Below are 26,386 nucleotides of genomic sequence, written 5' to 3' on the forward strand. Positions count from 1 at the left end.
AATTCCAGGGGGTGGGGAAATCGCGGACGCCCGATCCGTCACGGCCACCCGCCCGGCGAGCAGGCGCGCCGGGTGGTTCCGGCCCTGGAACGGTTCAAGTCCAGGCGGAAAACGGCTGGTGAATGAGCCGGGGAATCACCCGGCAGGACCCGGAAGGCCCGGGTTGACAGGGGTTCCGGCGTCCCCGGCAGGAGTTCCGGCGTTCCGCCGGTTCACCGCCGATACATCAATCGTCTCCCTCGGGAACCCGAATTCCAGTCCCTCTTTCCCGCCGAATGTGGTAAAAATCTTGAACTTTCACGGGGAACGTGTGATATCCCCGTTCCCCCCTCAACTGGGAGACGTTTAATGCGCCACCCGATCTCTAAGATCGCCACCCTCGCCGTGGCCGCCCCGCTCGCGGGGGCGATGCTGTTCGCCGCCCCGGCCACCGCGGCCCCCATCTCTCCCGCCGCGGCCTCGACGGCCTCCGCCGCCTCCGCGGCCAAGAAGGCCGACGACCCGTTCTCGGTCTTCGCCGTCAAGGGCACGACCCCGAAGAAGGTCCGCCCCGGCGGGAAGATCACTTACTCCCTCAAGGCCACGAACACCGGCCCCTACGAGTCCAAGGCCGGGGAGTACTACGTCGTGGTGTACGCCCCCAAGGGCGTCGACGTCGGCGGGAAGTGGTCCTACTACGGTCCCAAGAAGAGCCAGTGCGTCAGCGACGGCCCGATCGCCGTCTGCGCGGTCGACAAGACCATGAAGGTCGGCGACTCGGTCTCCTTCACCTTCAGGATGAACGTCAAGAAGAACGCCAAGGGCACGCTGAAGACCACCCTCGGCGTTCTGGCCTACGACGTGCCCAACGGCGCGGAGAACCTGAGCCGCGAGGAGCTGGAGCGCCTCGGCGTCAAGAGCTGGCTCTACGGCAAGCGGTACAGCACGCGCGTCGTGCGCTGACCGGGGTTCCCGGGCGGCCGTGAACCGCGCGAAGGCCCCCGCCGGAAGGCGGGGGCCTTTCCGCGTGCCGGGCACGGATCCCACGCGCACCGAACACGAACGCCGCGCCGGACGCGAGCCCCGCGCACCGGCTTATGAGGGGATGTGCCGGTTGTAAGGCGAGGGCGAACTCCAGGCGTCCGCATGGTGAACCGTATCCACGGCATTTTCCACGGCCAAGTAGCGTAGATGGCGATGAACCAGCGCACGCTCCTGATCACATTGACCGGGCCGGACCGGCCGGGTGTCACCTCCCGGCTCTTCTCCGTCCTCGCCGGTTTCCCCGTCGTCGTCGCCGACATCGAGCAGGTCGTCATCCGCAGCCGGCTCACCCTCGGCGTCCTCGTCGCCTACTCCGGAGGTCCGCCGACCGGCACCGGCGGCACCCTCGGCGCCATGTGGACCGCCGTCGAGCGCATCGCCGAGGACATGGGCCTGCACGTCGAGCTGACCACCGGCACCGACCTGCAGGAGAAGCGGCGGCGCGGGCGACTGCACGTCACCGTCCTGGGCTCGCCCCTGCAGCCCGCCGCGATGGCCGGCATCGCGGGCCGGATCGCCGCGGCCGGGGCCAACATCGACCGCATCGAGCGCCTGTCCAACTACCCCGTGACCAGCATCGAGATGTCCGTCTCCGGCGCCGACCCTGACATGCTGCGGGCCAGCCTCGCCGCCGCCGCGCACGCGCACCAGGTGGACGTGGCCGTGCAGCGGAGCGGCCTGTACCGCAGGGCCAAGCGACTGATCGTGATGGACGTCGACTCCACGCTCATCCAGGACGAGGTGATCGAGCTGCTCGCGGCGCACGCGGGCTGCCTGCCCGAGGTCGCCAAGGTCACCGAGGAGGCGATGCGCGGCGAGATCGACTTCGCCGAGTCGCTGCGCCGCCGGGTCGCCCTGCTGGTGGGCCTGCCCGAGTCGGTCTTCGACACGGTCCGCAAGGAACTGGTGCTCACCCCGGGCGCGCGGACGCTCGTGCGGACGCTCAAGCGGCTCGACTACCGGTTCGCGATCGTCAGCGGCGGGTTCACCCAGCTCACCGACGCCCTCGTCGAGGACCTCGGGATCGACTACTCCGCGGCCAACACCCTGGAGGTGGTGGACGGCGTGCTGACCGGCCGGGTGGTCGGCGAGATCCTCGACCGCCCCGGCAAGGCACGGGCGCTGGAGCGCTTCGCCCGGGAGGCGGGCATCCCGATCAGCCAGACCGTGGCCATCGGCGACGGCGCCAACGACCTGGACATGATCTCGGCGGCCGGCCTGGGCATCGCGTTCAACGCCAAGCCGGTGGTGCGCGAGGCCGCCGACACCGCGGTCAACGTGCCCTACCTCGACTCGATCCTCTACCTTCTCGGCATCCCGCGCGCCGAGGTAGAGGCCGCCGACGCCGAGGACGGTGTCGTTCCGCCGAAGCCGTGAGCGCGGCCGATCCCGGACGGAGCGGCTCCGCGCGCCGTTCCCTCCGGGAGTCCGCGGGCCGGGGCTGGGGCCCGTCCCGGCCGGTTCACGGGCGGGGCCACTCAGCGCCTTCCCGGCTGGTTCACGGACTGCCCCTCAGCGCCGCCCCGGCTGGTTCACAGGCGGCTCCTCAGCGCCGTCCCGGCTGATTGGCCCGGGCCCCTCAGCGCCTTCCCGGCGCCCAGCGGGCTACCCCGCGGCCCGCGCCGAGCCCGATCCACTCGTCCTCGGTCTCCAGGACGGTGAACGCGCCGGGCGGGAAGCCGTCGCCGCCGTCCGTGCCGGTGAGACCCAGGACGAGTTCGTGGACACCGGGGTTGTGGCCGACCAGCACCAGCGTGCGGACCTCGGGGTCGCTCCGCCTGAGCAGCTCAAGAAGCTCGTCGGGATACGCCTCGTAGATGCCCGCCTCGAATCTGACGTCCGCGTCCGGCAGGGCCAGCTCCGCCGTCCGCCGGGTGCGCAGCGCGGGTGAGCACAGCACCACCTCGGGGCGCAGCCCCAGACCGGCGAGCGCCTCGCCCGCCCCGCGGGCGTCGCGCTCGCCGCGCGCCGTCAGCGGACGCTCGCGGTCGGCCAGGCCCGGGACGGTGGCGGCCTCGGCGTGCCTGAGGACGACCAGCGTGCGCGCCGTCATCCCGACGCCCATATGGCGAGCCCGACGATCACCGCGAACACCACGGCCATCCCCAGCAGGATGAGCAGGAGCGTCTTGCCCCCGGAGGGCTGCTGTTCCATCAGATCCGCCGTTCCGTAGGGTCCGGTGAGAGGGGCGCCGGGCCGGTCCGGCGCGACCGCCTCCCCGGCGCGGTTCGCGGGTCCGGGGCGGAACGGCCGCTCGCCGCGTGAAGTGGAGAAGTCACGTGGTCCAGTTTCCCACCGCGCCACCCCGCACTCGTGAAAGGGGTGCGCCGCTCCGGCACACCCCTTTCACGGATTTCACAGACTTCACAGACCTCGCCCGGCCGTACCCGGCCCGGCCTTCGCAGGGCCGTACCTGGTTCCGCCGGCCGTACCGGTCCTCCGGCGCCGCCCGCCTTCAGGGGGCGGAGCCGGGGGGCGGTCCTCAGCTCGGGATCTGCTCCGGCTCCCGGTCGGCGGGCCGGTCCTCCGCCGGGGCGATGCTCGCCGACCGGCGCTTGGAGATCACCACCACGCCGACGACGATGCCGACCGCGACCAGGCTGGCGCCGATCCGCAGCCCCGGGTTGTCGGCGTAGGCCACCACCGCCGGAGCGATGAGCAGCGCCACCAGGTTCATCACCTTGATCAGCGGGTTGATCGCCGGACCGGCGGTGTCCTTGAACGGGTCGCCGACGGTGTCGCCGATGACGGTCGCCGCGTGAGCCTCGGAGCCCTTGCCGCCGTGGTGGCCGTCCTCGACGAGCTTCTTGGCGTTGTCCCAGGCGCCGCCGGAGTTGGCGAGGAAGACCGCCATCAGGGTGCCGCAGGCGATGGCCCCGGCGAGGAAGGCGCCCAGGGAGGCGTATCCGAGGGCGAAGCCGACCGCGATGGGGGTGAGAACGGCCAGCAGACCCGGCGTGGCCAGCTCCCGCAGCGAGTCACGGGTGCAGATGTCGACCACCCTGCCGTAGTCCGGCAGCTCCGTCCCGGCCATGATGCCCGGCTTGGTACGGAACTGCTCGCGCACCTCGAAGACGACCCGCCCGGCCGCGCGGCCGACCGCCATGATGGCCATGCCGGAGAACAGGAACACCACCGACGCCCCGATGATCAGGCCGACCAGGACGTTCGGGGAGTCGACGCTGAGACTGAAGACCTTGAAGCTGCCCAGCGCCCCCTGCACGCTCGCCGACGCCCGGGCCAGCTCCGTCTCGACCGATGTCCGGAACGCGCCGAACAGCGCGGTCGCGGCGAGCACCGCCGTGGCGATCGCGATGCCCTTGGTGATGGCCTTGGTGGTGTTGCCCACGGCGTCCAGCGACGTGAGCACCTGGGCGCCCTCCCCCTCGACGTCGCCGGACATCTCGGCGATGCCCTGGGCGTTGTCGGAGACCGGCCCGAAGGTGTCCATCGACACGATCACACCGACCGTGGTCAGCAGGCCGGTCCCGGCCAGCGCCACGGCGAACAGGGCGATGGTGACGTTGCCGAAACCGAGCAGGAACGCGCCGTAGACGGCGGCGCCGATGATCAGCGCCGAGTAGACCGCCGACTCCAGGCCCACGCTGATGCCGGACAGGATGACCGTGGCGGGACCGGTGCGCGAGCTCTCACCGATGTCCCGCACCGGGCGGCGGTTCGTCTCGGTGAAGTAGCCGGTGAGGATCTGGATGGCGCTGGCCAGCACCAGGCCGATGAGCACCGCGCCGATCGCGATCAGACGCGGGTCGGAGGTGACGGAGGCGATCTGCGGGCTCACTCCGGACAGCTCGGAGAAGCTGCTCGGCAGGTAGAGGAAGGCGGCCACGGCGACGAGCACCGCCGAGATGATCGCCGAGATGAAGAAGCCGCGGTTGATCGCGCTCATGCCGGAGCGGTCGCCGCTCCGCGGGGCGGTGGCGAAGATGCCGATGACCGCCGTGATGACCCCGATCATCGGGACGATCAGGGGGAAGACCAGGCCCTCGGTGCCGAAGGCGACCTTGCCCAGGATGAGGCTGGCGACGAGCATGACCGCGTACGACTCGAACAGGTCGGCCGCCATGCCCGCGCAGTCGCCGACGTTGTCACCGACGTTGTCGGCGATGGTGGCGGCGTTGCGCGGGTCGTCCTCGGGGATGCCCTGCTCGACCTTGCCGACCAGGTCGGCGCCGACGTCGGCCGCCTTGGTGAAGATGCCGCCGCCGACCCGCATGAACATGGCGAGCAGCGCGGCGCCGAAGCCGAAGCCCTCCAGCACCGCGGGCGCGTCGCCCCGGTAGACCAGGACCACGATGGCCGCGCCGAGCAGGCCGAGACCGACCGTGATCATGCCGGCCACGCCGCCGGTGCGGAAGGCGATCCGCATCGCGCGCTTCTCGCCCGACTCGCGGGCCGCCGCGGCGACGCGGACGTTGCCGCGCACCGCCAGCCACATTCCGATGAAACCGGTCAGCGCGGAGAACAGGGCTCCGACGATGAAGAAGACCGACCGGCCGATGGCCGTGCCGGTCGAGGGGGCGGGGAGGAGATAGAGCAGGAAGGGGATCAGGATCACGAAGATCGCGAGCGTCCGGAACTGCCGCGCCAAATAGGCGGAGGCTCCCTGCTGTACGGCTCGCGCGATGTTCTGCATGCGTTCGGTGCCCTGGCCGGCGGCCAGCACCTCCCGCACCAGGACACCCGCTACGGCGAGCGCCAACAGGGCCACGACGGCCACGACGATCACAATGGTGGAGTGGGAACCGCTCAGGGATACCGCTGGCTCATCGGCAACGGCTGATCGAAGCACAGACATCCGACTCTCCTCGGCAAGACGGGTTCACGTCCTGCCCGGAGTGCGCCGCCGTGGATGGTCGGCAGAAGCGGCACACATCCGGGTATTGGCAGTGCCGCTTCCGGTTGCGTCCGCAGACCTCCTCCGGGGAGCCGGACCCGCTGACGGGCCGGTCCGAAGGACAAACCTTGGCCGGTCCAGGGAGTCTACGCAGCGTCGCTGCGGATATAAAGCCTCCGCGCACGGTGAATTGACAGCGTGTTTGGCCGAACCTTGTCAGGAAGCCCGCCGACGAGGCCGATTCGTCTGACACGGTGAGCCCGGAACCAGGTTTCAAGCATTTTTCGGTCTTCAGTGGCAAAAATTATGCTTTGACCGAAAATGAGGGATCGGGAGCGCGGACGGCCGGGTGCCCCGGTGAGGCACCCGGCTACCGGAATCCATGAACGTCGGATCGGGTCCGTCCCGGCCGCCGCCGGGTCAGATCCTGGGCAGGCCGTTGGGAGCCGCGGGCCAGCTCATGCGGATGCGCATGCCCTTGGGGCTCGGATAGACCTGGACATCGTCCGCGAGTCCCGCGATGACCGCGATGCCGAAACCGGACATCAGGGTATCGGGGAGCTGCCCGAGCGGATCATCGATCCGCAACATCCCGCGATCATGCTCCAACTCGTCGCTGGGGGCCGAGTCGGTGACGGTCACCTCGAAACGCCCCAGGTCGTCGGAGAGCTCGATGCGGATCGGCTCCCCCGGACAGTGAAGGCGGTGCGCCTCGACGGCCCGGGAGCACGCCTCCCCGACGGCGAGCCTTACCTCGTCCAGCACCGACTCCTCCACCCCGGTTCGCCTGGCGATCGCGGTGGCGACCAGGCGTGCCGTTCGGACGTGGGCGGGAAGTGCGCTGAACGTCAGCTCGACGGTGGCCATGACTACTTGTCTCGGCCGTGAGCTTCCTTGGCCTCATCGACCGAGGCGTAGATCCCGAAGACCTTGGTCAGACCGGTGATCCGGAAGATCTTCAGGATGCGCTCCTGGGTGCAGACCAGCTCCAGCGAGCCGTCGTGCGCCCGAACTCGCTTGAGCCCGCCGACCAGGACACCAAGGCCCGTGGAGTCGAGGAAGTCGACCTTCTCCATGTTGACCAGGAGGTGGAAGTTTCCCTTGTTGACCAGGTCGATCAGGAGCTCACGCAATCTGGGCGCGGTGTAGACATCGATCTCACCCTCGACCTCGACGATGGTGAGACGGTCCTCGGAATGGTGGTCCAACTTCAGATCCACAGATCCTCCAGCGCCTTGCCTGCGAAAGTACCGATTCAGGCGTGACTCCCCGGGGCCGGGCGGCCCCAGACGACAAGCCCTGACGCGCGGCATTCAACCATGCGTACGCTCAGTGTCTATACGAAATCACGATTCCCGGCGACTCTGCCCACAGATGCAAGACTGGAAACCAGTGACTCCGCTCTCATCTTCGCCGCTTCAGGCGGGCTCCGCGCTCGCCCGTCTGCTCGACGTTCCCGCACGTCGGGCGCGAGTGACCCATGTCGAGCACGTCCCCGCCCGGCCCGCTGCGCCGGTGAGCTGGCCGGATTGGGTGGACGAACGCCTGGTTACGCGCTGGGCGAACCTGGGCGTCACCGGCCTGTGGCGGCACCAGATCGAGGTGGCCGAACTGGCCCGCGGCGGGCAAAACGTGATCATTGCCACAGGGACCGCCTCGGGCAAGACCCTCTCCTATCTCGTCCCGGCCGTCTCCGAGGTGCTCGACGGCGGCACGGTGCTCTACCTGACGCCGACCAAGGCGCTGGCCGCCGACCAGCTGCGCACGCTGACCGAGCTCGACCCGCCGGAGCTGCGCGCGGCCACCTTCGACGGCGACACCTCCTTCGAGGAACGGGCGTGGGCCCGGCGGCACGCCAACTACCTCCTCACCAACCCCGACATGCTCCATCGCACCCTGCTGCCCCGGCACGCCCAGTGGTCGGCCTTCTGGCGGCGGCTGCGGGTGGTCGTGGTCGACGAGTGCCACGGCTACCGGGGCGTGTTCGGCTCGCACGTGGCGCAGATCCTGCGCCGGCTGCGACGGGTCTGCACCAGGTACGGCTCCCGCCCGGTCTTCCTGCTCTCCTCGGCCACCGCCAGTGAGCCCGGCGCCTTCGCGGCGCGCCTGACCGGCCTGCCCGCCGAGGAGGTGGCCGTCGACGCCTCTCCCCGGGGCACGACCACCTTCGCCCTGTGGGAGCCGCCCCTGACCGAGCTGCGCGGCGAGGGCGGCGCCCCCGTGCGCCGTCCCGCGACGATGGAGAGCGCCGAGCTCCTCGCCGACCTGGTGGCCGGAGGGGTCCGCACCCTGGCCTTCGTCCGCTCACGCCGCGCCGCCGAGTCCGTGGCCCTCACCACCCGGGCGAGGCTGGAGGACCTGGCCGCCGACATGGGAAGGTCCATCGGCGGCACGAGGACGGCCTCCGACGGCGCGGAGACGCCCGCCGGTGACACCGGAACATCCCCGGGCGAGGTGGAGACGCCCGCCGGTGACACCGGGACGCCCACGGGTGGCACCGGGACGGCCACCGGCGGCACCGGGATGCTCGCCGGCCTCCCGGGCAAGGTGGCCGCCTACCGGGCCGGGTATCTCGCCGACGACCGCCGGAGGCTGGAGCGGGCCTTCCGGTCCGGTGAGCTGCTGGGCCTGGCCACGACCAACGCGCTGGAACTCGGCGTCGACGTGTCCGGGCTGGACGCCGTGCTCATCGCGGGCTGGCCGGGCACCCGGGCCTCCCTCTGGCAGCAGGCCGGCCGGGCGGGCCGGGAGGGGCAGGACGCCCTGGCCGTGCTCATCGCCAGGGACGACCCCCTGGACACCTATCTGGTCCACCACCCGGAGGCACTGTTCGGCCGGCCCGTCGAGGCGATCGTGCTGGACCCCGGGAACCCCTACGTGCTGGGCCCGCACCTGTGCGCCGCCGCGTCCGAGATCCCGCTCACCCCCGACGACCTGGAGATCTTCGGCCCGTCCGCCAAGGAGGTGCTCGCCGGCCTCGTCGAGGACGGGCTGCTCCGGCAGCGCGCCACCGGATGGTTCTGGACCAAGCGGGAACGGGCCACCGACCTCGCCGACATCCGGGGAGCCGGTGGCTCGCCGATCCAGGTCGTGGAGGCGTCCACCGGGCGGCTGCTCGGCACCGTGGACGAGCCCTCGGCCCACACGACCGTGCACGCCGGGGCCGTGTACGTCCATCAGGGGGAGACGTTCCTGGTGGACGAGCTCGACCTGGACGCCGGAGTGGCCCTCGTGGAGGCCGGTACACCGGACTACACGACGTTCGCCCGGGACGTCACCGAGATCTCCATCCTCGAATCACTGCGCTCGCGGCCCCTGGGCCCGGGTGAGCTCCACTTCGGCTCGGTGGAGGTCACCCGCCAGGTCGTGTCGTATCTCAAACGCCGCACCCAGAGCGGCGAACTCCTCGGGGACGAGGACCTCGACCTGCCTCCACGCACCCTGCGCACCCGGGCGGTCTGGTGGACCCTGCCCGTCTCCGTGATCACCCCTCTCGCCGAGGAGGGCCTGGACCTGGGCGGGGCCGCACACGCGGCGGAACACGCCTCCATCGGCCTGCTGCCGCTCTTCGCCACCTGCGACCGCTGGGACATCGGCGGCGTCTCCACCGAACTGCACCCCGACACCGGCCTGCTCACGGTCTTCGTCTACGACGGCCACGAGGGCGGCGCCGGCTTCGCCGAGCGCGGCTACGCCCGGGCCCTCGACTGGCTCACGGCCACCCGCGAGGCCATCGCCTCCTGCGAGTGCGACCACGGCTGCCCCTCGTGCATCCAGTCACCCAAGTGCGGCAACGGAAACGAACCCCTGGACAAGGCCGGAGCACTCCGGCTCCTCGCCGTTCTGCTCTCCCTCGGGGCACGTTCCTAGCACGGCTCGGGAGGCCCCCGGGCACGGCTGTGAGCTCGCGCGCTTCGGGAAAGCCCCTGACGCGACGCGAAGCCGCGCGGCAGGGGGATCCGACGGGAAACCCCCTGACGCGGCTCACGAGCTCGTGCACTTCGGGAAAGCCCTCCGGCGTGGCGCGAAACGCGCTTCCGCGTGGCTGCCGAGCCGTACTCCCATGAACGGCTCCGCCGGACGGCCGGCAGCCGCCTCAGGGGCCTGCCGACGGCTCCGCCGGGGACTCGGCGATGTACACCGGCCCGGCCCGGGCGAGTGCGGTGATCGGCCGAGGACCGAGAACGGGCAGCGACAGCCGTACGGTCACCTGGATGTCGGCGATGCCGTCCTGACCGACGGCGCATCCGGTGACCTCCGCGCCGTTGGCCCGGGCCAGCGCCTCGGCGCGCGCGCATCCGCGGTCGGGAACGACGAAGGCCAGCCGGGCGGCGGCGAGCGCGCTCAGGTCGGCGGCGCTCTGCGCGCGATGTCTTCCCACCCTGGCCGCGCCGACGGCCATGAGCGCCGCCGCCACGGCCCATACCGCCGCCACCACGGCAACCGCCCAGATCGTCGCCGACCCTCGCTCTCGCCAGGCCCGGCTCCGCACCGCCGCCCCGCCCTCGTGCCCATGGTCACGAACCGTGCTCGCTTCCGTCACCGTATCCACTGCCGCTCCTCGGTCGTTCGCCGACCGCGCCCCCGGGCGCCGACCGCCCCTCGTCTGCGCTTCCGGCATCGGCCGCTCCTCGTCTGCGCCCTCCCGGTGCCGACCGCTTCTTGTCCCCGTTGCCGGGCGTCGGCCGCTCCTCGCTCCGCCTCATCCGTTCGCCGCTCCGTCCTCGTGCTGAAGCGGCCCGTCAGGTTGTTCGCACCTCTCCGGCTCATGGCTCCCCCTCGGACCCACCGGGCGCTTCCGGCGCACCGGACGCTTCCGGCGCACCGGACGCTTCCGGCGCACCGGGCGCTTCCGGCACTCCGGGAACTCCGGGCTCCGGCGCGGCGACGGCGGACGCGCCGACCTCGACGGCCGGAAGCGTGGAACCCCAGCGAGGCCGGACACGCGCGGCGACCTCGACTCGGACGGCCTCCGCGGTCACGTCCACCCTGACCGACGCCCCCGCCGGGGCGAGGGCGAGGACATCGGCACGCACCCGCTCCGCGGGCTCACCCCGGGCCGCGGCCCGGGCACCGGCCCGGGCCGCGTCGACGCATTGAAGCTGTGCCCCGACCGCCGCCACCGCCCACAGAGCGGCGGCCAGCACCACCACGACGGCGGGCAGCACCACGGCTGTCTCGGCGGTCACCGACCCCTCGGAACGGCGCGGGCGGGCGAGGGCGCCGACCTGCCTCCCGAACCGGTCAACCGGCCTCCCGAGCCGGTGGAACCCGACAGGCCGTCGGGACCGAGCGAACCGGCATAGCCTGGCGGACCGATGAGCTGGGGCACCCGGCCGCGGACGGATACGGACGCGAGATCTCGAATGTGGAGAGGCGAATGCGTTCGCCGGGCTCATCCGGCCACGTTCAGAGCTCGTTTGATCAGCTTGGAGATCATCTCCTGAACCTCCGGACTCGTGACCACTTTGAAGAGCAGTGCGGCGAACGCGCAGGCGGCGATCGTGCCGACGGCGTACTCGGCGGTGGACATGCCCCGGTCACGGTCCGGACCGGTGAGGGCGGCCGTCCGGCGCGCCAGAGCCTCGCGCGCCCGCGAGGACAACCTCCCCGCCCAGCGCCGCGACCGTACGTGCCACCCGTTCGGCGAGAGCGTCGGCACGCTGCGCAGCGGCCCCCTCCGGACACCGCCGGAGAACGAGCCGGCGGCGGGTGAACTCGGCGAACGAACCATGTCTCCTCCTGAATGCCGCGACCGGACCCCATGCCCGGTGCCTGCGAAGCCAGGGTCCCCGATGCGGGTATGCGCCAAGGGAGGCGAACGACGTTCTGGGGATAACCCGGAGACCAGGAGAGCTCCCTGTGGAAAAGCTCGCTCCCGGTCCGAAGCGCGGGATGAGCGATGGCGAGATCTGTGGGAGGCGTCCGAAATCGTCATCGACGAGGTCGGGAACCTTTCGGGACCCGCCTGACCGGCTTGGTGACGAGACGGACCGCGGCGTCCGCGGTCCGTCTCGTGAACCCCCGGATCTCCGGATGGGCTCATGGGATCGCCCACATGAGCCCATCGGTGATCTGAGAGGTGAGCCGGATGAGCGCGTCGTGGTCGGCCCCCGAACGCGGTTCGCCGACGGACTCGGCATGGCCGAAGACCCTGCCGATATCGTCGCGGGCCTCCCGATCCGGTTTCCCGATCCGGTTTCCCGATCAACGCGGCGAACTCGGGACGGACGACGGCTCTGGCATAGAAAGCGACCCTCACCGCACGTGGGAGAGCCGCCGCCGTACCGAACGCCATGGAAACGGAGTCAACCCGGCACGAAGCTCCGCCGGCGGGGCGCAGGACACGCCGCAGAGCCCCTTCTCCCACCACGCCCTGACCGGGCGTCAGGGAAGGAGCACCTCGCCGGCGAGACCGGCGACGACGGGGACGATCCCGAGGAGGACGAAGGCGGGCAGGAAACAGAGTCCGAGGGGGGCGACGGCCTGAACTCCGACTCGACGGGCCGCGGCGGAGGACGCGGCCCGTGCCTCGTGCCGGGAGTCGTCGGCCAACCGGGTGAGGACATCGGCCACCGGGGCACCGCTCAGAGCCGTCCTGCTCATCGTCCGCGCGAGAGGAGCCAGCGGGCGGTCGGCCGCGAGGGCCCGCCAGGCGCTCTCCGGTGCCGCGCCCAGCCTCAACTGCCCGCCCACCCAGGCCAGCCGGTCCGCGATCGGCCCGCCGATCGCCTCGGCCGTGATGTCGACGGCCCCGGTGACCGGTTGCCCGGCGCGAAGGCAGGCGACCATGAGGTCCGCCGCCAGCGGCAGGTCGGCCGCCACACGGTCGTGCTCACGGCGCGGGCCGGGAGGCTCTCGCCTGCGGAGCATCGCCCACGTGACAACGGCGCCGAGCGCTCCCGCGGCGAGCCCCGGAGCGTCCTCGACGAGGAGGAACACCGTGACGCCCACGGCGGCGCAGAGCATCGTCTCTTTCCGGCCCAGCCGTCGCCTCGCGGCCGGGACGCCGTTCGCCTCGGGTGGACGGAACGGGAGCGCCTCAGCTCCCGCCTGCGGCGTTCCCGGGCTCCCCGGTCTCTTCGACCTCCCCAGCCTCGCCGACCTCTCCGGGATTCCCGGGCCCGCCGGAGCCGCCGGGCCCGGGAATCCCGGTGGGCCCGGAGCCGGCCCGGCCCGGTGAATCCGATGGACGCGCCGGGCCGGGTCGTCGGGTGGTATCCACAACCAGCCCGCGAGCGCGGTGAGCATGACGGTGAGCAGTCCGATCATCTGTCTCTCCCCGAGTCGTTCCTCACGCTTTCCGGGCCCCACGCTTTCCGGGCCTCGCACCTCTTCAGGCCTCGCACCTCTTCGGCTTTCGTGCCTTCGCGTGCTCACCGTTCTAGAGCGCGCCACCTCCGGGGCCCGGAGGCACCTGGACCCACCGCCTCCCGGCCCGGGGCCGCCCTTCCTCCGGGTTTCCGGCGCCGGCTTCCGCCCCACGGTCAGGACCGTTCCGCACGGGCCGCCAGGCGGTGGGTCCACCACAGGCCGCAGCCGTCGAGCGCCAGCCCGGCGAGCAGACAGCCGAACCCCGCCGGGCCGCCGAACAGGAAGTGCAGCGGCCGCATGCCGAGACCGGTGGCCATGACCAGGCCGAGGGCCGGGAGGACCGCCAGCAGGCGTGCGGTGGCACGCGGACCGGCGAGCTGGGCGGCGACCTCCTGGCGATGCGCCTGGGTCTCCCGCAGCGAGGCGGTCACCCGATCGACGAGGACCGACAGCCCCGCCCCGGCGGTCGCGCTCACCCGCCAGCAGGCGGCCAGCCCGCGGAACGCCTCTCCCCCGTGCTGCGGTGCCGCGGCCAGCAGGGCGGCGGGAACGTCTCCCCCGTCTCTCGCCGCCGCCACCAGCGGCCGGACCGCCACCGGGTCGGGGAACTCCACGACCGCCGCGGCCCGGGCCAGCGCCTCACCGGGTGCCCGCCCCGCGGCCAGCTCGGCCGCCAGCCCCTGGCAAAGCTCCAGGGAGGCGGCCCGCCAGGCCGCGGCGCGCCTGGCGGGCCTGGAACGGCGGGTGATCCTCTCCTTCAGGGGCGGAAGCCGGCGGAAAGGACGGCGGCCCATCCGGAGGAGACGCGCCGTCCCCGGATCCGGCCCGGTCCACAGCCAGGCGGCCAGGGTCGCGAGGAACACGGCCGCCGTCATGACCATGCTTCCGGGGCACCGGAGTCCGGGCGGGCCGCTACGGCGGTGATGCCCGGGATCCGCTCCCTGAGGGCCGCGAAGCCGGGGCCGGGGATCGCCTCACCTCCGGCCGGGAAGGTGAGGGCCGGCTCGGCGTCCACCAGGCCCGAGGAGCGGCGGATCATCATACAGATCTCGGCCACCCTGCGGCGGCCGCCGACGTGCCCGCGCACAAGGTGGATGACCACGTCCAGAGCGGCGGCGATCTGGCTGTGGACGGCCTCACGGCTGAGACCCGCGGCGCACGCCAGAGCCTCCAGCCGGGGCGGCACGTCGGTCGCGGTGTTGGCGTGGAGGGTGCCGCAGCCGCCCTCGTGCCCGGTGTTCAGCGCGGCGAGGAGGTCGACGACCTCGGCGCCCCGCACCTCGCCGACGACAAGGCGGTCCGGACGCATCCGGAGGGCCTGGCGGACGAGGTCGCGCAGGCGGACGCCGCCCACTCCCTCCAGGTTGGCCGGACGGGACTCCAGGCGCACCACGTGCGGGTGCTCCGGCCTCAACTCCGCGGAGTCCTCCACCAGGAGCAGCCGGTCACCGGGGTCGGCGAGGGACAGCAGGCTCGACAGCAGTGTGGTCTTGCCCGTGCCTGTGCCGCCGGTGACGAGGAAGGCGAGCCTGGACTCGACCACCGCGGTGAGCACCGGGACGGTGCCGGCTCCGATCATGCCCGCCTCGACGAGGTCGGTGAGGGTGAAGGCACGCCGGGGCGGGAGCCGCAGGGACAGGCAGGTCCCTCCGGGCGCCACCGGCGGCAGGACGGCGTGGAGCCGGACGCCCCCGGGAAGCCTGGCGTCGACATAGGGACAGGCGTCGTCGAGGCGCCGCCCCGCCGCCGCGGCGAGGCGCTGGGCGAGCCGCCGGACCGCGTCCTCGCCGGGGAAGACGACCGGTGTCCGGCGTAGACCGCATCCGTCGTCGACCCACACCTCGCGCGGGCCGTTCACCAGCACGTCGGTGACCTCGGCCTCGGCGAGGAGGGGCTCCAGCGGGCCCGCTCCGATCAGGTCCGCGCACAGGGCGCGGGCGACCGCCAGGATCTCGGCGTCGCCGAGCACCGCGCGCTCGGCTCTGAGCGCGGCGGCGACGTGCGCGGCGCTGGGCTCGACGCCGGCCCTGGCCAGCCGTACGCGGACCGCCTCCACCAGGTCGGGTGAGACGGCGGCGGCCGTGCCGGTGGGGCGGTCGCCGGCACGGCCCGCGGCCGGCTCCCGGTTCATGCCCTGGCTCCGTTCTCGGCTCCGTACAGCGAGACCAGGAACGAGGAGCAGAAACGGCCGAGGGAGGTGCGGCGGCCGACCGGCGGGGCGTCGCCGCGGTTGAGCGCGGCGGCGAGCCGGGGCTGGTCGGGCAGGGCGCCCGCGGAGGGGACGTCCAGTGAGGCGGTGACCACGCTCTCTTCGAGGACCCCGCCGCGCACGACGGCGCGCACCTCGCCCGTGTGCTCGCGCAGCCCGGTCAGGACCTGGGCGGCGGCCAGCACGCCGCGCACGTCGGCCGCGACCACGAGCAGGGTGACGGCGGACCGGCCGAGTGCCTCCGCCGCGGCCGGGTCGAGGCGGCGGGGAAGATCGGCGATCACCAGGTCGAAGCCGCGCGTGCCCGATTCGAGGACCGAGCGCATCGCCTCGGCGGGGATGGCCTGGACCTCCCCGCGGTGGAAGGAGAGCAGGGTCAGCTCGGCGAAGGAGGGCAGGGCGGCCTGGAGGGCGGTGAAGCTGATCCTTCCCTCACGGGCGACCAGGTCGGGCCAGCGGGCCCCTTCGGCCTCCTCCTGACCGAGCAGCAGGTCGAGGCCCCCACCGAGCGGGTCGGCGTCCACGAGAAGGGTGCGGAGGCGGCGGCGGGAGGCGCTCAGCGCCAGCGACGCGGCCAGGACGCTGGCCCCCGCCCCGCCGCTCCCGCCCACGACGCAGACCACGTGCCCCGCCCGCTCGGCCGGCTCCACGACGTCGGCGAACTCGTCGACCAGCCGCCGCTCGGCCGACGGCAGTTCGAGGACGGACTGGGCGCCGACCGCGACGCACCTGCGCCAGGTGTCGGGCTCGTCCGGAGCGCGCGTGACCAGCAGGACGCGGGGCCTGGGCGGCGGCCCGGTGGCGGCCAGGGCATCGGCCAGGTCGCTGCCGACCACGACCAGCGGGGCGCGGTTCCAGTAGGGCCGGGCGTGTGCCGGGGCGTGCGCGACGTCGAGCTCGGCCCCGGCGGCGGCCGCGACGCGGAGCAGGTCGTCGAGCAGGTCGGGGTCTTCGGTGATGACCAGCGGGCGGTCCATGGGTGCCTCCCTGAAATACGGAAGGCCACTTTCCGGGGAAGGCCCCCGTCCCCGAGGCACCGAACACCGCTCTGTGGAAAACCTCGCCGCCGTGGCCGCCCCCTGTGGACGGCCGAGCCGTCGCACCGGCGCGCCGTGTGGACGGAGCCGAGGCCGGGATCGGGGTCGAGGTCGGGCCGGAGAGGCGGACGGGAGCGCGCCGGGCGCGAGGTGGGACCCCGGAAAAAGTGGCGACCCCCGCAGGGGGGAGAGCGGGGGTCGCCGACCGGTCCGGCTCTGGGGGGGTAGAGCCGGTCCCGTTTCAGAAGAAAGCCTTCACCGGTATCGGAGGCAGGACAGGAACGCTGTCGAACGAACTCGTCCACGGCCACCCCGGTACGGGGATACGCCCCAATGCTGCCCGATCAACTTGAGTTTCGTCGAGGAGTAAACGGTGATTTCTTATGGTTTTTCTAAGGTAACGATTCAGTCGCGAGGAACTTCTCATTCACCGCCCCCTCGCCGGGACTTCGCGGACACGAAGGGTGACCAGTCGACCACAATGCCGCTTTTGGCAGTACACGTCCCCTATGTCCCGCAAGCGGGACTAGTCCATGAATGTCCCTCGGTCTGTAAAGGTCTTGGTCTCAGGGGTTCCCATCGGCCTCGATCCGGCATAGAAAGGGTTCAACGGACCACTTGTCCGGGGCATGGCCATCGGGCACCCACGTGCCGCCGAGCCGCGGGAGGCATGTCGGAGCGGGCTCCAACCCGCTCAGTGACATCAGGGTGCACGCCTGGTAACCCGGCTGGACGTGCCAGCGACGGCGCTCCACACCAGGAGCGCCGTCTGCTATGTCCGCGGGTACGGCCAAGCCGTGCCCACGGGGCCCACGGGCCCACGGACAGGGCGGACACCCACCGGCGCCCCGGGCACTCCACCGGCATGACGGGCGCCACACCGGAACACCGGACACCGGCATGACGAGCAGCCACCGCCGCACCGGCCCGCACCGGCATGACGGGCTTCCCACCGGCGCATCAGGGCGCCGCACCCGCACGCCGCCCGCTCCGGACGCGGGAGACCCCACCGCGTCCGGGACCCGGTCAGCGCTGCATGGACTCGCAGATCGCCGTGGCCTCCCGTACCCCGAGGGTCACCGCCGAGGCGCAGTGCCGCACCCAGGCCGCCACCCCTTCCGGGGTGCCGAGCAGGTAGGAGCGCAGGGCCTCCGGATAGCCGGAACCGAGTTCGGCGTGGCCCACCTCGACGGCCACCAGTGACTTGGGGTCGAGACCGAACTCCACCAGGGTCAGCCGTTCCGCGGCCCGGGCGACCACGCCGTCCGCCGACCCGAACGGCCGCAGCACCGCCAGTTCCGCGTGCACGATGGCGGCGAGGACCAGGGCGGGCGCCGTGGACGTCCCCGTGAGGAGGTCAACCAGCCCGTCCACCCGGGCCACGGTCTCCTCCGGGCCGGGCGCGGGGCCCGACCCCAGGGGATCGGGCGCCTCCGCGGTGGTCCGGGGCCGTCCGAGGTCCTCGGTCAGGCCCGCCGCGGCGAGAGTGTGCAGCCTGGCCAGCACCTGGCGCGGCGCCGTACGCCACGTGGGGCTGAGCCGGCCGAGCTCCGCCGAGACGCGCAGCGCGCCCTGGACGACCGGGTCGGTGACCTCGGGGATGGCTTCGAGCGGGATGTCCACGCCGTCCAGCGCGGCGGACGCGCGCGCCCCGTGCAGCGCCGACATGGCCGACACCTGCGGGCTCTTGCGCCGCAGCACGCGATGGCGGTAGAGCCGGTCCACGGCCCCGCGCGCCTCGGCGACGGCCTCGGGCACCCCGGGGAGCTCGGCGATGGCAGCCAATGGGTCGTTCACGCCCCCGACCCTACCGGCCGGTCAACAAAGGGCCGCCCCCGCCCGCCGAAGGCTGGCCGGACGCCCGCCGAACACTCACCGGACACCCGCCGGACCGGTCCGACCTGGGACCCGAGGCATGACGGCCTCGCAGACGCACGTCCTCGCGGGGCGCGGCCCCGGGTCCGGCGTGGCGGACCCGGGGCCGCGCGTCTCCGCCCGCCGAGCCTCCGGCCGCGCATCCGGCCGCGCATCCGGGCGGCAAAACCCGGCCCTCGCCCGGCAAAGCGGCCGGCAAAACGCCCGATCCGTACTCCGGACGGCATCGAACCGGCCTCCCCGCGGCTCTCGCCTCCGCCCCCGGTACGGCGCCGCCTGCTTCCGGCCGGGTCCGGACCGGCCACCGTGGCGATTTGGGCCCGTCGCCGAAACGTTCGGTACGTGCGGCGGGAAACGCGCGGCGCGCCGTTCGGCGAACGCATACCACCGCCCACCGCAAGCCCCTATAAAACCATGGGAATAACGCTTCATCCATTCTTATGGTGTCGAAAGCACAACGTTTTCCCGACGTCCGTCACCGAGCGTCAAGACCGTTGTGAACCGCGCTGAACCCCTATCACCGGTTGGTACAGACCTGTCTAGACCTCTTGTGGCGGGCACCGCTGGCCTGGTGAAGTGGGACACGACCAGTCCGACCGGCCCGTACGTAAGGAGTGCGCAGTGACCCCGGAGACCCCTGGTTCCGAGTCGCGTGAGACCCAGGAGACCTTGTCGAACCTGCTGCAGGAGACCCGGCGGTTCGCGCCTCCCGCCGACCTCGCCGCGGCCGCCAACGTGACGGCCGACGCCTACACGGAGGCCGAGGCGGACCGCCTGGCGTTCTGGGAGAAGCAGGCCGACCGGCTCGCCTGGTCCAGGCGCTGGGACACCACGCTGGAGTGGAACCCGCCCTTCGCCAAGTGGTTCGTCGGCGGAGAGCTCAACGTCGCCTACAACTGCGTCGACCGCCACGTCGAGGCGGGCCGCGGCGACAAGGTCGCCTACCACTGGGAGGGCGAGCCCGAGGGCGACAGCCGTACCCTCACCTACGCCGACCTGCAGCGCGAGGTCGCAAAGACGGCCAACGCGCTGCAGGAGCTGGGCGTGGGCAAGGGCGACCGGGTCGCCGTCTACATGCCCATGATCCCCGAGCTGCCGATCACGATGCTGGCCTGCGCCCGTATCGGCGCGATCCACTCGGTGGTGTTCGGCGGCTTCTCCGCGAGCGCGCTCAGCGGCCGGATCAAGGACGCCGACGCCAAGCTCGTGGTGACCGCCGACGGCGGCTACCGCAGGGGCGCCCCCAGCGCCCTCAAGCCGACCGTGGACGAGGCGGTCAAGGAGTGCCCGGACATCGAGCACGTCCTGGTCGTGCGGCGGACCGGCCAGGAGGTGGCCTGGACCGAGAAGGACATCTGGTGGCACGACCTGGTGGACCGGCAGCCCGAGACCCACGAGGTCCAGGCCAACGGTGCCGAGGACCCGCTGTTCATCCTCTACACCAGCGGGACGACCGGCAGGCCCAAGGGCATCCTGCACACCACCGGCGGCTACCTCACCCAGATCGCCTACACCCATGACGCGGTGTTCGACCTCAAGCCCGACACCGACGTCTACTGGTGCACCGCCGACATCGGCTGGGTGACCGGCCACTCCTACATCGTGTACGGCCCGCTGGCCAACGGCGCGACCAGCGTCATCTACGAGGGCACCCCGGACACCCCGCACCGCGGCCGGTTCTGGGAGATCGTGCAGAAGTACGGGGTCACGATCCTCTACACCGCTCCCACGGCGATCCGCACCTTCATGAAGTGGGGCGACGACATCCCCGCCAAGTACGACATGTCGTCCCTGCGCATCCTGGGCAGCGTCGGCGAGCCGATCAACCCCGAGGCGTACGTCTGGTACCGCGAGCACATCGGCGGCGAGCGCTGCCCGGTGGTGGACACCTGGTGGCAGACCGAGACCGGCGGCGTCATGATCAGCCCGCTGCCGGGCGTCACCGCGGCCAAGCCCGGCGCGGCCATGCGCCCGCTGCCCGGCATCAGCGCCGACGTGGTCGACGACCAGGGCAACTCGGTGCCCAACGGCGGTGGCGGCTACCTCGCGATCCGCGACCCATGGCCGTCCATGCTCCGCACGATCTGGGGTGACGACCAGCGCTACATCGACACCTACTGGTCGCGCTTCGAGGGCATGTACTTCGCGGGCGACGGCGCCAAGAAGGACGAGGACGGCGACATCTGGCTGCTGGGCCGGGTCGACGACGTCATGCTCGTCTCCGGTCACAACATCTCCACCACCGAGGTGGAGTCGGCCCTGGTCTCCCACCCGAAGGTCGCCGAGGCCGCGGTGGTCGGCGCCACCGACCCGCTCACCGGCCAGGCCATCGTGGCGTTCGTGATCCTGCGCGGCAGCGCCGAGGAGAGCGACGACATCGCCGCCGAGCTGCGGAGCCACGTGGCGAAGACGCTGGGCCCGATCGCCAAGCCGCGGCAGATCATGGTGGTCCCCGAGCTGCCGAAGACCCGCTCCGGCAAGATCATGCGGCGTCTCCTGCGTGACGTGGCCGAGAACCGCAGCATCGGCGACGTCACCACGCTCGCCGACAGCACGGTGATGAACCTCATCTCCGAGAAGCTCCCCAGCGCCAAGAGCGACGACTGACCGGCGCGCACGGCTGAAGGAAGCGCGGCCCCGGCCGGTCCTCACCGAAGGACCGGCCGGGGCCGCGCTTCTTTCGCGGGCCCATGTCCACGGCCATGTCTCCTCAAATCCCGCCATCCGTCCATTAATCCCGGCAAACAGGGATTTTTCCGGCCCCTGTAGGCTGACAGGCAGGTGTGCCGGGAAGTCTGGTCGGCCGGCGGGGGAACGACCTCCGCCGCGTTGCCAGGAGGTCCCATGCGCCGTTCCACGCGCCGTCCCGCCGAGATCTGGCCCTTCGGGCCCACCATCCGGTACGGCCGCCAGGTCGCCGAGGCGCTGCGCACCGAGACCGTCGGCGGCGTCGTCATGCTGCTGGCCGCCGTCGCCGCGCTGGTCTGGGCCAACGTCTCCCACGACTCCTACGAGGCGCTGCGCGCCGCCTCCTTCGGCCCGGGGGCCCTGCACCTGGACCTGGAGCTGTACCGGTGGGCCCAGCACGGCCTGCTCGCGATCTTCTTCTTCGTCGCCGGCGTCGAGGTCAAGGAGGAGTTCGTCCACGGCGAGCTCGCCAACCTCCGCAAGGCCGCGCTGCCCGTCATCGCGGCGATCGCCGGGATGATCGTGCCGGCCCTGGTGTACCTCGTGGTGAGCCGGGGCGCACCGGACGCGGGCCGCGGCTGGGCCATCCCCACCGCCACCGACATCGCCTTCGCCCTCGCCGTGCTCGCCGTGACGGCGAGCGCGATGCCCGCCGCGCTCCGGGCGTTCCTTCTGACCTGCGCCGTCGTGGACGACCTCGGCGCGATCGCCGTCATCGCCGTCTTCTTCAGCCACAACCTGAACCTCCTCGCCCTGCTGGCCGGGGCGTTGATCATCGCCCTGTACGGCCTGCTCCAGGCCCGCCGGGTCCGCAGCCTGTGGATCTACCTCCCGCTCGCCCTGGCCGCCTGGTACGCCGTGGAGATCAGCGGTGTTCACCCGACCGTCGCCGGGGTAGCGCTGGGACTGATGACGCGAGTGCACGCCGCGCCGGGCGAGACGGGCTCCCCCGCCGAACGGGCCGACCACCGGATCCGCCCGCTCTCGGCGGGTCTCGCGGTGCCCGTGTTCGCGCTGCTGTCCGCCGGGGTCCCGCTCGACCCGGCCGGGCTGGGCGACGCGGCCGGTGACCGGGTGGTGCTCGGTGTGGTCGCGGGCCTGGTCGTCGGCAAGTTCCTCGGTGTCTTCGGGGGCGCCTGGCTGGCCGTACGGCTCGGCCTGGCGAGGCTCGCGGAGGAGCTGAGCTGGCGGGACATGGCGGCCGTGTCCACCCTGGCGGGAATCGGGTTCACCGTCTCCCTGCTCATCGGTGACCTGGCCTACGGTGACGACCCGGGGCGGGCGAACGCCGTGACCGTCGGCGTGCTGACGGCGAGCCTCGCCGCCTCGGTCCTGGCGGCGATCCTGCTCAGGGTGCGCGTGCGCGAACACTCCGCACGCAGGATGATGGTCGACACCGGCGCTTGATTGGAGACCCCTAGATGACACAGATCCCACCCGCGGAACCACAGGAGGAGTCGCTGGGCTCGTTGGTCGCCGCGGCCACCGACCAGATCTCCACCCTGGTCCGCGCCGAGATCGAGCTGGCCAAGTCCGAGCTCAAGTTCGACGCCAAGCGGGCCGGCGTGGCGGGCGGCCTGTTCGGCGCCGCCGCGTTCATGGCCCACCTGTGCCTGATCCTGGCCTCGTTCGCCATCGCCTACGGCCTGGTCGCCCTCGGCGTCTGGACGTGGCTGGCGTTCGCGATCGTCACGGTGTTCTACCTGCTGGTGGCGGCCCTGTTCGTCTACCTCGGCATCCGCCGGCTCAAGGGCCTGACCGGGATGAAACGGACACTGCACTCGCTGAAGACGCTCAAGGGCGGCGAGAGCGACCTCCCGGTCGCCGCCGCGCCCGCCCCTCCGACCGCGGGCCAGGTCGGATCGCACCGTGAGCCGGTGAGCCGGGACCTGTGAGCGCCCCCGACGAGTCCCTCGTACAGGTCGAAGGCCCCTGGACCCACCGGTCGGTGCACGCCGGCGGGACCCGCTTCCACGTGGTGGAGGCCGGCGAGGGGCCGCTCGTGCTGCTGCTGCACGGATTCCCGCAGTTCTGGTGGACCTGGCGCAACCAGCTCGTCTCGCTGCCCGCGGCGGGATACCGCGCCGTCGCCGTCGACCTGCGCGGTTACGGCGGCAGCGACAAACCGCCGCGCGGCTACGACCTGCCCACCCTGGCCGGTGACGCGGCCGGGCTGATCCGGGCGCTGGGCGAGAGCGGCGCCGTCGTGGTCGGCCACGACTGGGGCGGCCTGCTGGCCTGGACGATGGCGGTGTGCGACCCCAAGGCGGTCCTGCGGCTGGTCACGGTGTCGGCCCCGCACCCGCGCAGGCTCCGCGCGGCCCTGTTCGGCGAGCCGTTCGGCCAGCTGCGGGCGGCCTCCTACGCGCTGGGCTTCCAGCTTCCGTTCCTGCCCGAGCGCCGCCTGGTGGCCAGGGGCGGGGCGAAGGTGGGCCGGATGCTCGACGAGTGGTCGGGGCCGGGCTGGCCGGAGGAGGACGTGGCGAGGACCTACCGCGAGGTGTTCCGCATCCCCACGGTCTCCCACTGCGCGGTGGAGTACCACCGCTGGTTCGCCCGCTCCCAGCTCCGCCCCGACGGGCTGCGGTACGCCAGGATGATGCGGAAGAGGATCGACGCGCCCACGCTGCAGTTGCACGGCGCGCTGGACCCCCACGCCCTGCCGCGCACCGCCCACGGCTCCGGCCGCTACGTGACCGGGCCGTACCGGTGGCGGATGATCGACGGCGCCGGGCACTTCCCGCACGAGGAGCGCCCGGAGGAGTTCGACGCCGAGGTCATCCCGTGGCTGGCCGACCCGGAGCCCGGCCGGTGACCCGGCGCGACCGCGCCCCCGGGGCGTCCCCGGCCCGCCGTACGGCGAAGGCGTCCCCGGCCCGCCGTGCACCGGGGGCGTCTCCGGCCCGGCCCGCTCCGGCGAAGGGGCCGCGCCGGTGATCCCCAGAGACCGCGACCCGGAGGGACGGCCGCGCAACCGGCGGCCCCGGGACGCCTTCGGCAGGCCGCTGCCGCACGGCGCCGAGGGCGTCGAGCGGATCCCCGACGACTACGCGCCGAGCGCCGCCGAAGCCCTGTCCGAGGCGCGGCGGCTGCTCGGCGAGGGCCGGCCGTTCCACGCCCACGAGGTGTTCGAGGGCCGGTGGAAGAACTCCCCGGCCGGGGAGCGGGAGCTGTGGCAGGGACTGGCGCAGATCTGCGTCGGTCTCACCCACCTCCAGCGCGGCAACCGGCGCGGGGCCGCGGCGCTGCTCGCCCGGGGGGCCGACCGGATCGAGGGGTACGGCGCGCCGTACGGGGAGATCGCCCGGACCGCCCGGACCCTGGGGGACGCGGACGCCGGGGCGGCCGTCGCCGCGGTCCGGGACCTCCTCGAAGCACCCGGGCGCTGAGAGGCCGGGGACCTCCGAGGCCCGGTGGTCCAGGGACCCTCCGCGGAAGACGGCGACCCGGCCGGGCGGCCCGCCTTCGGGTGGCCGCCGGGAGCCGGGTTCCGGGATCAGCCGCCGCTCTGGTCGCACTCCTGGGTGCTGACCCGGTTGACCAGCCGCGAGCCGTCCTGGGCGTCCGGCGTGACCTCGGCGGCGGTGAGGACGTATCCGGTCTCGCGCTGGTCGAGGGCCGCGGCGAAGACGACGCCGTAGACCTTGCCCTCGGGGGAGAGCAGCGGACCGCCGGAGTTGCCCTGCCGTACCAGGCCGCGGATCGCGTAGACGTCGCGGAAGACGGTCTTGCGGTCGTAGATGTCGGGGCCCTTGGCCTTCTGCTGGCCCCGGATGCGGGCGACGTTGGGCGTGAAGCCGTGGCCGTGCGGGAAGCCCGCGACGATGGCGTCGTCGCCCTTCTCGGCGGTGCCGTCGAAGCGCAGGACCGGCAGGTTCAGGCCGGGGACGTAGAGGATCGCGATGTCCCGGTCGGGGTTGTAGAGCACGACCCTGGCGTCGTGGACGTTGTTGAGGTAGTCGGTGACCTGCAGGCCCTGGTCGACGCCCGCGACCACGTGGGCGTTGGTCATGATCCGGTTCTGGGAGTAGACGAAGCCGGTGCCCTCGATGTGCCTGCGGCAGCTCGTGGCGATGCCCTGGACCTTGACGATGCCCCGGCGGGCCCGCGAGAGCTGCGAGCCCTTCAGCACACCCTGGTCGGGCGGCGGCACCTCGACGAACTGACCCGCCCCTATGGCGTCGAAGACCTTGGGGAAGCCGGAGGTGTCGATGAAGTTCTTGAACGGCTTCTGGAGGTCCTTCGCCGCGGTCGGCAGCGCCTGGTCGACGGTGCTGATCAGCAGCGACTTGTTGACCTGCTCGCTGAGCAGCGTGAACTGCGAGGAGGTCAGCAGTGACCCGATCAGCCAGGCGGTGACCAGCACCGAGAACGCGCTGGCGAAGGTGCCGCCCACCGCGTCGACGACCTTCGCCGGCTCCCAGGTGACGTGGCTGCGGACCACCGCGCCGATCGTCGAGGAGGCGAACTGCCCGATGGTCGCGCTGAGGAACACGATGACGATGGCGAGCAGCGCCCGCTCGGTGTCCCCGTCGACCACGGCGGCCGCGATCGGCGGGGCGATGAACATGCCCAGCAGCCCTCCGCCGACGAATCCGACGAAGCTCAGCGCCCCGATGATGAACCCCTGCCGGTATCCCGACACCGCGAAGGCCACCATCAGTGCGATCAGGATAAGGTCGAGGAGATCACCACTCACCCCTTTACGGTATCCACCGACCGGCCCGCGCGTGCACTCCTTCGGTGACGTGCGGCCCGTTATCGTGGCCGTATGGCAACGATCGGGGGGTCGGCGCCCGTGGCGGCACTGATAGAGACCGCGCTGCGGGACCAGGACGACGGCGAGGTCCGCTGGCACGTGATCGGGCTGCTGGGCGAGCGGCACGACCTGGAGACCCTCGCCGCGGCGCGGCGGCTGTGCGACGGCGGGACGGTGGCCGAGCGGACGCTCGGAGCCGACATCCTCGGCCGCCTGGGCCTCACCGACCGCAGCCTGCCCATCCTGCGCGCGCTGGCCGCCCGCGAGGAGGACCGGACGGTCCTGTACTCGGTGCTGATCGCCTTCGGCCATCTCCACGACCGCCGCGCGCTGCCGTCGGTGATCCGCCTGAGCGAGCACCCCGATTCCAGGGTGCGGTACGGCGCGGCCTACGCGCTGCCGAACATCGTGGGCAGGCCGCCGGACCCCACGGGTCTGACGGCCCTGCGGCGGCTGGCCGCCGACCCCGACGACGACGTGGCCGAGTGGGCCTGCCTGGGCCTGGCGCTGTCGACGGGCGGCGCGGTCGACGACGTCCGGCCGCCGGCCGGCTGAACCGGGAACGGGCGGCCGGCGACGAGGGTGGCGGGCGGACGGCCGTCAGGCGGTGGGTGACGACCAGGCGG

At 72.4% G+C, this 26,386-nt stretch carries 22 protein-coding genes; 9 read left to right on the forward strand and 13 right to left on the reverse strand.

The genetic code is table 11. The features are described 5' to 3' along the window. Window positions 1-348: 348 nt before the first annotated feature. On the forward strand, window positions 349-942 hold the full coding sequence (locus tag HDA43_RS13945; protein WP_179820651.1) for a DUF11 domain-containing protein: 594 nt from the start codon (window positions 349-351) through the stop codon (window positions 940-942). A gap of 234 nt (window positions 943-1,176) precedes the next feature. Next, window positions 1,177-2,400: a phosphoserine phosphatase SerB gene (serB, locus tag HDA43_RS13950; RefSeq protein ID WP_179820653.1), complete on the forward strand. Its 1,224-nt coding sequence runs from the start codon at window positions 1,177-1,179 to the stop codon at window positions 2,398-2,400. Between the two features lie 202 nt (window positions 2,401-2,602). On the opposite strand, the gene HDA43_RS13955 is transcribed toward serB, so the two are convergent. The 4 genes from HDA43_RS13955 to HDA43_RS13970 form a co-directional block, all read right to left on the reverse strand. After that, on the reverse strand, window positions 2,603-3,076 hold the full coding sequence (locus tag HDA43_RS13955) for a SixA phosphatase family protein (protein WP_246423979.1): 474 nt from the start codon (window positions 3,074-3,076) through the stop codon (window positions 2,603-2,605). 429 nt (window positions 3,077-3,505) lie between these two features. Then, window positions 3,506-5,839: a sodium-translocating pyrophosphatase gene (locus HDA43_RS13960; protein WP_179820658.1), complete on the reverse strand. Its 2,334-nt coding sequence runs from the start codon at window positions 5,837-5,839 to the stop codon at window positions 3,506-3,508. Window positions 5,840-6,298: 459 nt separating this feature from the next. Next, entirely contained in the window at window positions 6,299-6,745 is a 447-nt protein-coding gene (locus HDA43_RS13965; RefSeq protein WP_179820660.1) for an ATP-binding protein, read from the reverse strand. Window positions 6,746-6,747: 2 nt separating this feature from the next. Then, window positions 6,748-7,098, reverse strand: coding sequence for an STAS domain-containing protein (locus tag HDA43_RS13970; protein WP_030916965.1), 351 nt, complete (start codon window positions 7,096-7,098; stop codon window positions 6,748-6,750). Between the two features lie 154 nt (window positions 7,099-7,252). Between HDA43_RS13970 and HDA43_RS13975 the strand changes: the two genes are divergently transcribed. After that, window positions 7,253-9,748 (forward strand): DEAD/DEAH box helicase, encoded by a 2,496-nt coding sequence (locus HDA43_RS13975; RefSeq protein WP_179820662.1) that lies wholly within the window; start codon window positions 7,253-7,255, stop codon window positions 9,746-9,748. A 226-nt stretch (window positions 9,749-9,974) separates the two neighbouring features. Here HDA43_RS13975 and HDA43_RS13980 read toward each other — a convergent pair whose 3' ends face one another. The 8 genes from HDA43_RS13980 to HDA43_RS14015 form a co-directional block, all read right to left on the reverse strand. Next, on the reverse strand, window positions 9,975-10,430 hold the full coding sequence (locus HDA43_RS13980; protein WP_312873241.1) for an Rv3654c family TadE-like protein: 456 nt from the start codon (window positions 10,428-10,430) through the stop codon (window positions 9,975-9,977). A 214-nt stretch (window positions 10,431-10,644) separates the two neighbouring features. Then, the gene (locus tag HDA43_RS13985) at window positions 10,645-11,067 is read right to left on the reverse strand and encodes a TadE family type IV pilus minor pilin (RefSeq protein ID WP_179820667.1); all 423 of its coding nucleotides are present in this window, start codon (window positions 11,065-11,067) and stop codon (window positions 10,645-10,647) included. A gap of 206 nt (window positions 11,068-11,273) precedes the next feature. Further along, a complete protein-coding gene (locus HDA43_RS36390; RefSeq protein WP_179820669.1) occupies window positions 11,274-11,612 on the reverse strand; it encodes a DUF4244 domain-containing protein in 339 nt (112 codons plus the stop codon). Window positions 11,613-12,265: 653 nt separating this feature from the next. Then, complete coding sequence (locus HDA43_RS13995; RefSeq protein ID WP_179820672.1) at window positions 12,266-12,847, reverse strand: type II secretion system F family protein; 582 nt, start codon at window positions 12,845-12,847, stop codon at window positions 12,266-12,268. A 518-nt stretch (window positions 12,848-13,365) separates the two neighbouring features. Then, entirely contained in the window at window positions 13,366-14,067 is a 702-nt protein-coding gene (locus tag HDA43_RS14000) for a type II secretion system F family protein (protein ID WP_179820675.1), read from the reverse strand. Beyond that, window positions 14,064-15,323, reverse strand: coding sequence for a TadA family conjugal transfer-associated ATPase (locus HDA43_RS14005; protein WP_179820677.1), 1,260 nt, complete (start codon window positions 15,321-15,323; stop codon window positions 14,064-14,066). The genes HDA43_RS14000 and HDA43_RS14005 overlap by 4 nt, the downstream gene beginning before the upstream one ends. Continuing rightward, on the reverse strand, window positions 15,320-16,378 hold the full coding sequence (ssd, locus tag HDA43_RS14010) for a septum site-determining protein Ssd (protein WP_179820680.1): 1,059 nt from the start codon (window positions 16,376-16,378) through the stop codon (window positions 15,320-15,322). Before ssd ends, HDA43_RS14005 begins: the two co-directional genes overlap by 4 nt. Window positions 16,379-17,464: 1,086 nt before the next feature. After that, window positions 17,465-18,235, reverse strand: coding sequence for a Fic family protein (locus tag HDA43_RS14015; RefSeq protein ID WP_179820682.1), 771 nt, complete (start codon window positions 18,233-18,235; stop codon window positions 17,465-17,467). Between the two features lie 699 nt (window positions 18,236-18,934). On the opposite strand from HDA43_RS14015, the gene acs reads away from it, so the two are divergent. The 5 genes from acs to HDA43_RS14040 all read left to right on the forward strand — a co-directional run bounded on the left by acs (window position 18,935) and on the right by HDA43_RS14040 (window position 24,390). Then, window positions 18,935-20,920, forward strand: a complete 1,986-nt coding sequence (acs, locus tag HDA43_RS14020) for an acetate--CoA ligase (protein ID WP_179820685.1) — start codon at window positions 18,935-18,937, stop codon at window positions 20,918-20,920. 237 nt (window positions 20,921-21,157) lie between these two features. Then, the gene (nhaA, locus tag HDA43_RS14025; protein ID WP_179820687.1) at window positions 21,158-22,408 is read left to right on the forward strand and encodes a Na+/H+ antiporter NhaA; all 1,251 of its coding nucleotides are present in this window, start codon (window positions 21,158-21,160) and stop codon (window positions 22,406-22,408) included. A gap of 14 nt (window positions 22,409-22,422) precedes the next feature. Further along, complete coding sequence (locus HDA43_RS14030) at window positions 22,423-22,896, forward strand: phage holin family protein (RefSeq protein WP_179820689.1); 474 nt, start codon at window positions 22,423-22,425, stop codon at window positions 22,894-22,896. Continuing rightward, the gene (locus tag HDA43_RS14035) at window positions 22,893-23,816 is read left to right on the forward strand and encodes an alpha/beta fold hydrolase (protein ID WP_179820692.1); all 924 of its coding nucleotides are present in this window, start codon (window positions 22,893-22,895) and stop codon (window positions 23,814-23,816) included. The genes HDA43_RS14030 and HDA43_RS14035 overlap by 4 nt, the downstream gene beginning before the upstream one ends. Before the next feature lie 118 nt (window positions 23,817-23,934). Next, a complete protein-coding gene (locus HDA43_RS14040; protein WP_179820694.1) occupies window positions 23,935-24,390 on the forward strand; it encodes a DUF309 domain-containing protein in 456 nt (151 codons plus the stop codon). A 107-nt stretch (window positions 24,391-24,497) separates the two neighbouring features. Here the strand turns inward: HDA43_RS14040 and HDA43_RS14045 are convergent, their stop codons facing one another. Beyond that, entirely contained in the window at window positions 24,498-25,700 is a 1,203-nt protein-coding gene (locus HDA43_RS14045; protein WP_179820698.1) for a MarP family serine protease, read from the reverse strand. Window positions 25,701-25,772: 72 nt separating this feature from the next. On the opposite strand from HDA43_RS14045, the gene HDA43_RS14050 reads away from it, so the two are divergent. Further along, entirely contained in the window at window positions 25,773-26,315 is a 543-nt protein-coding gene (locus HDA43_RS14050; RefSeq protein WP_179820701.1) for a HEAT repeat domain-containing protein, read from the forward strand. The last annotated feature ends 71 nt before the right edge of the window (window positions 26,316-26,386 follow it).

This window comes from Streptosporangium sandarakinum (assembly GCF_013409935.1).
Lineage (GTDB): Bacteria > Actinomycetota > Actinomycetes > Streptosporangiales > Streptosporangiaceae > Streptosporangium > Streptosporangium nondiastaticum.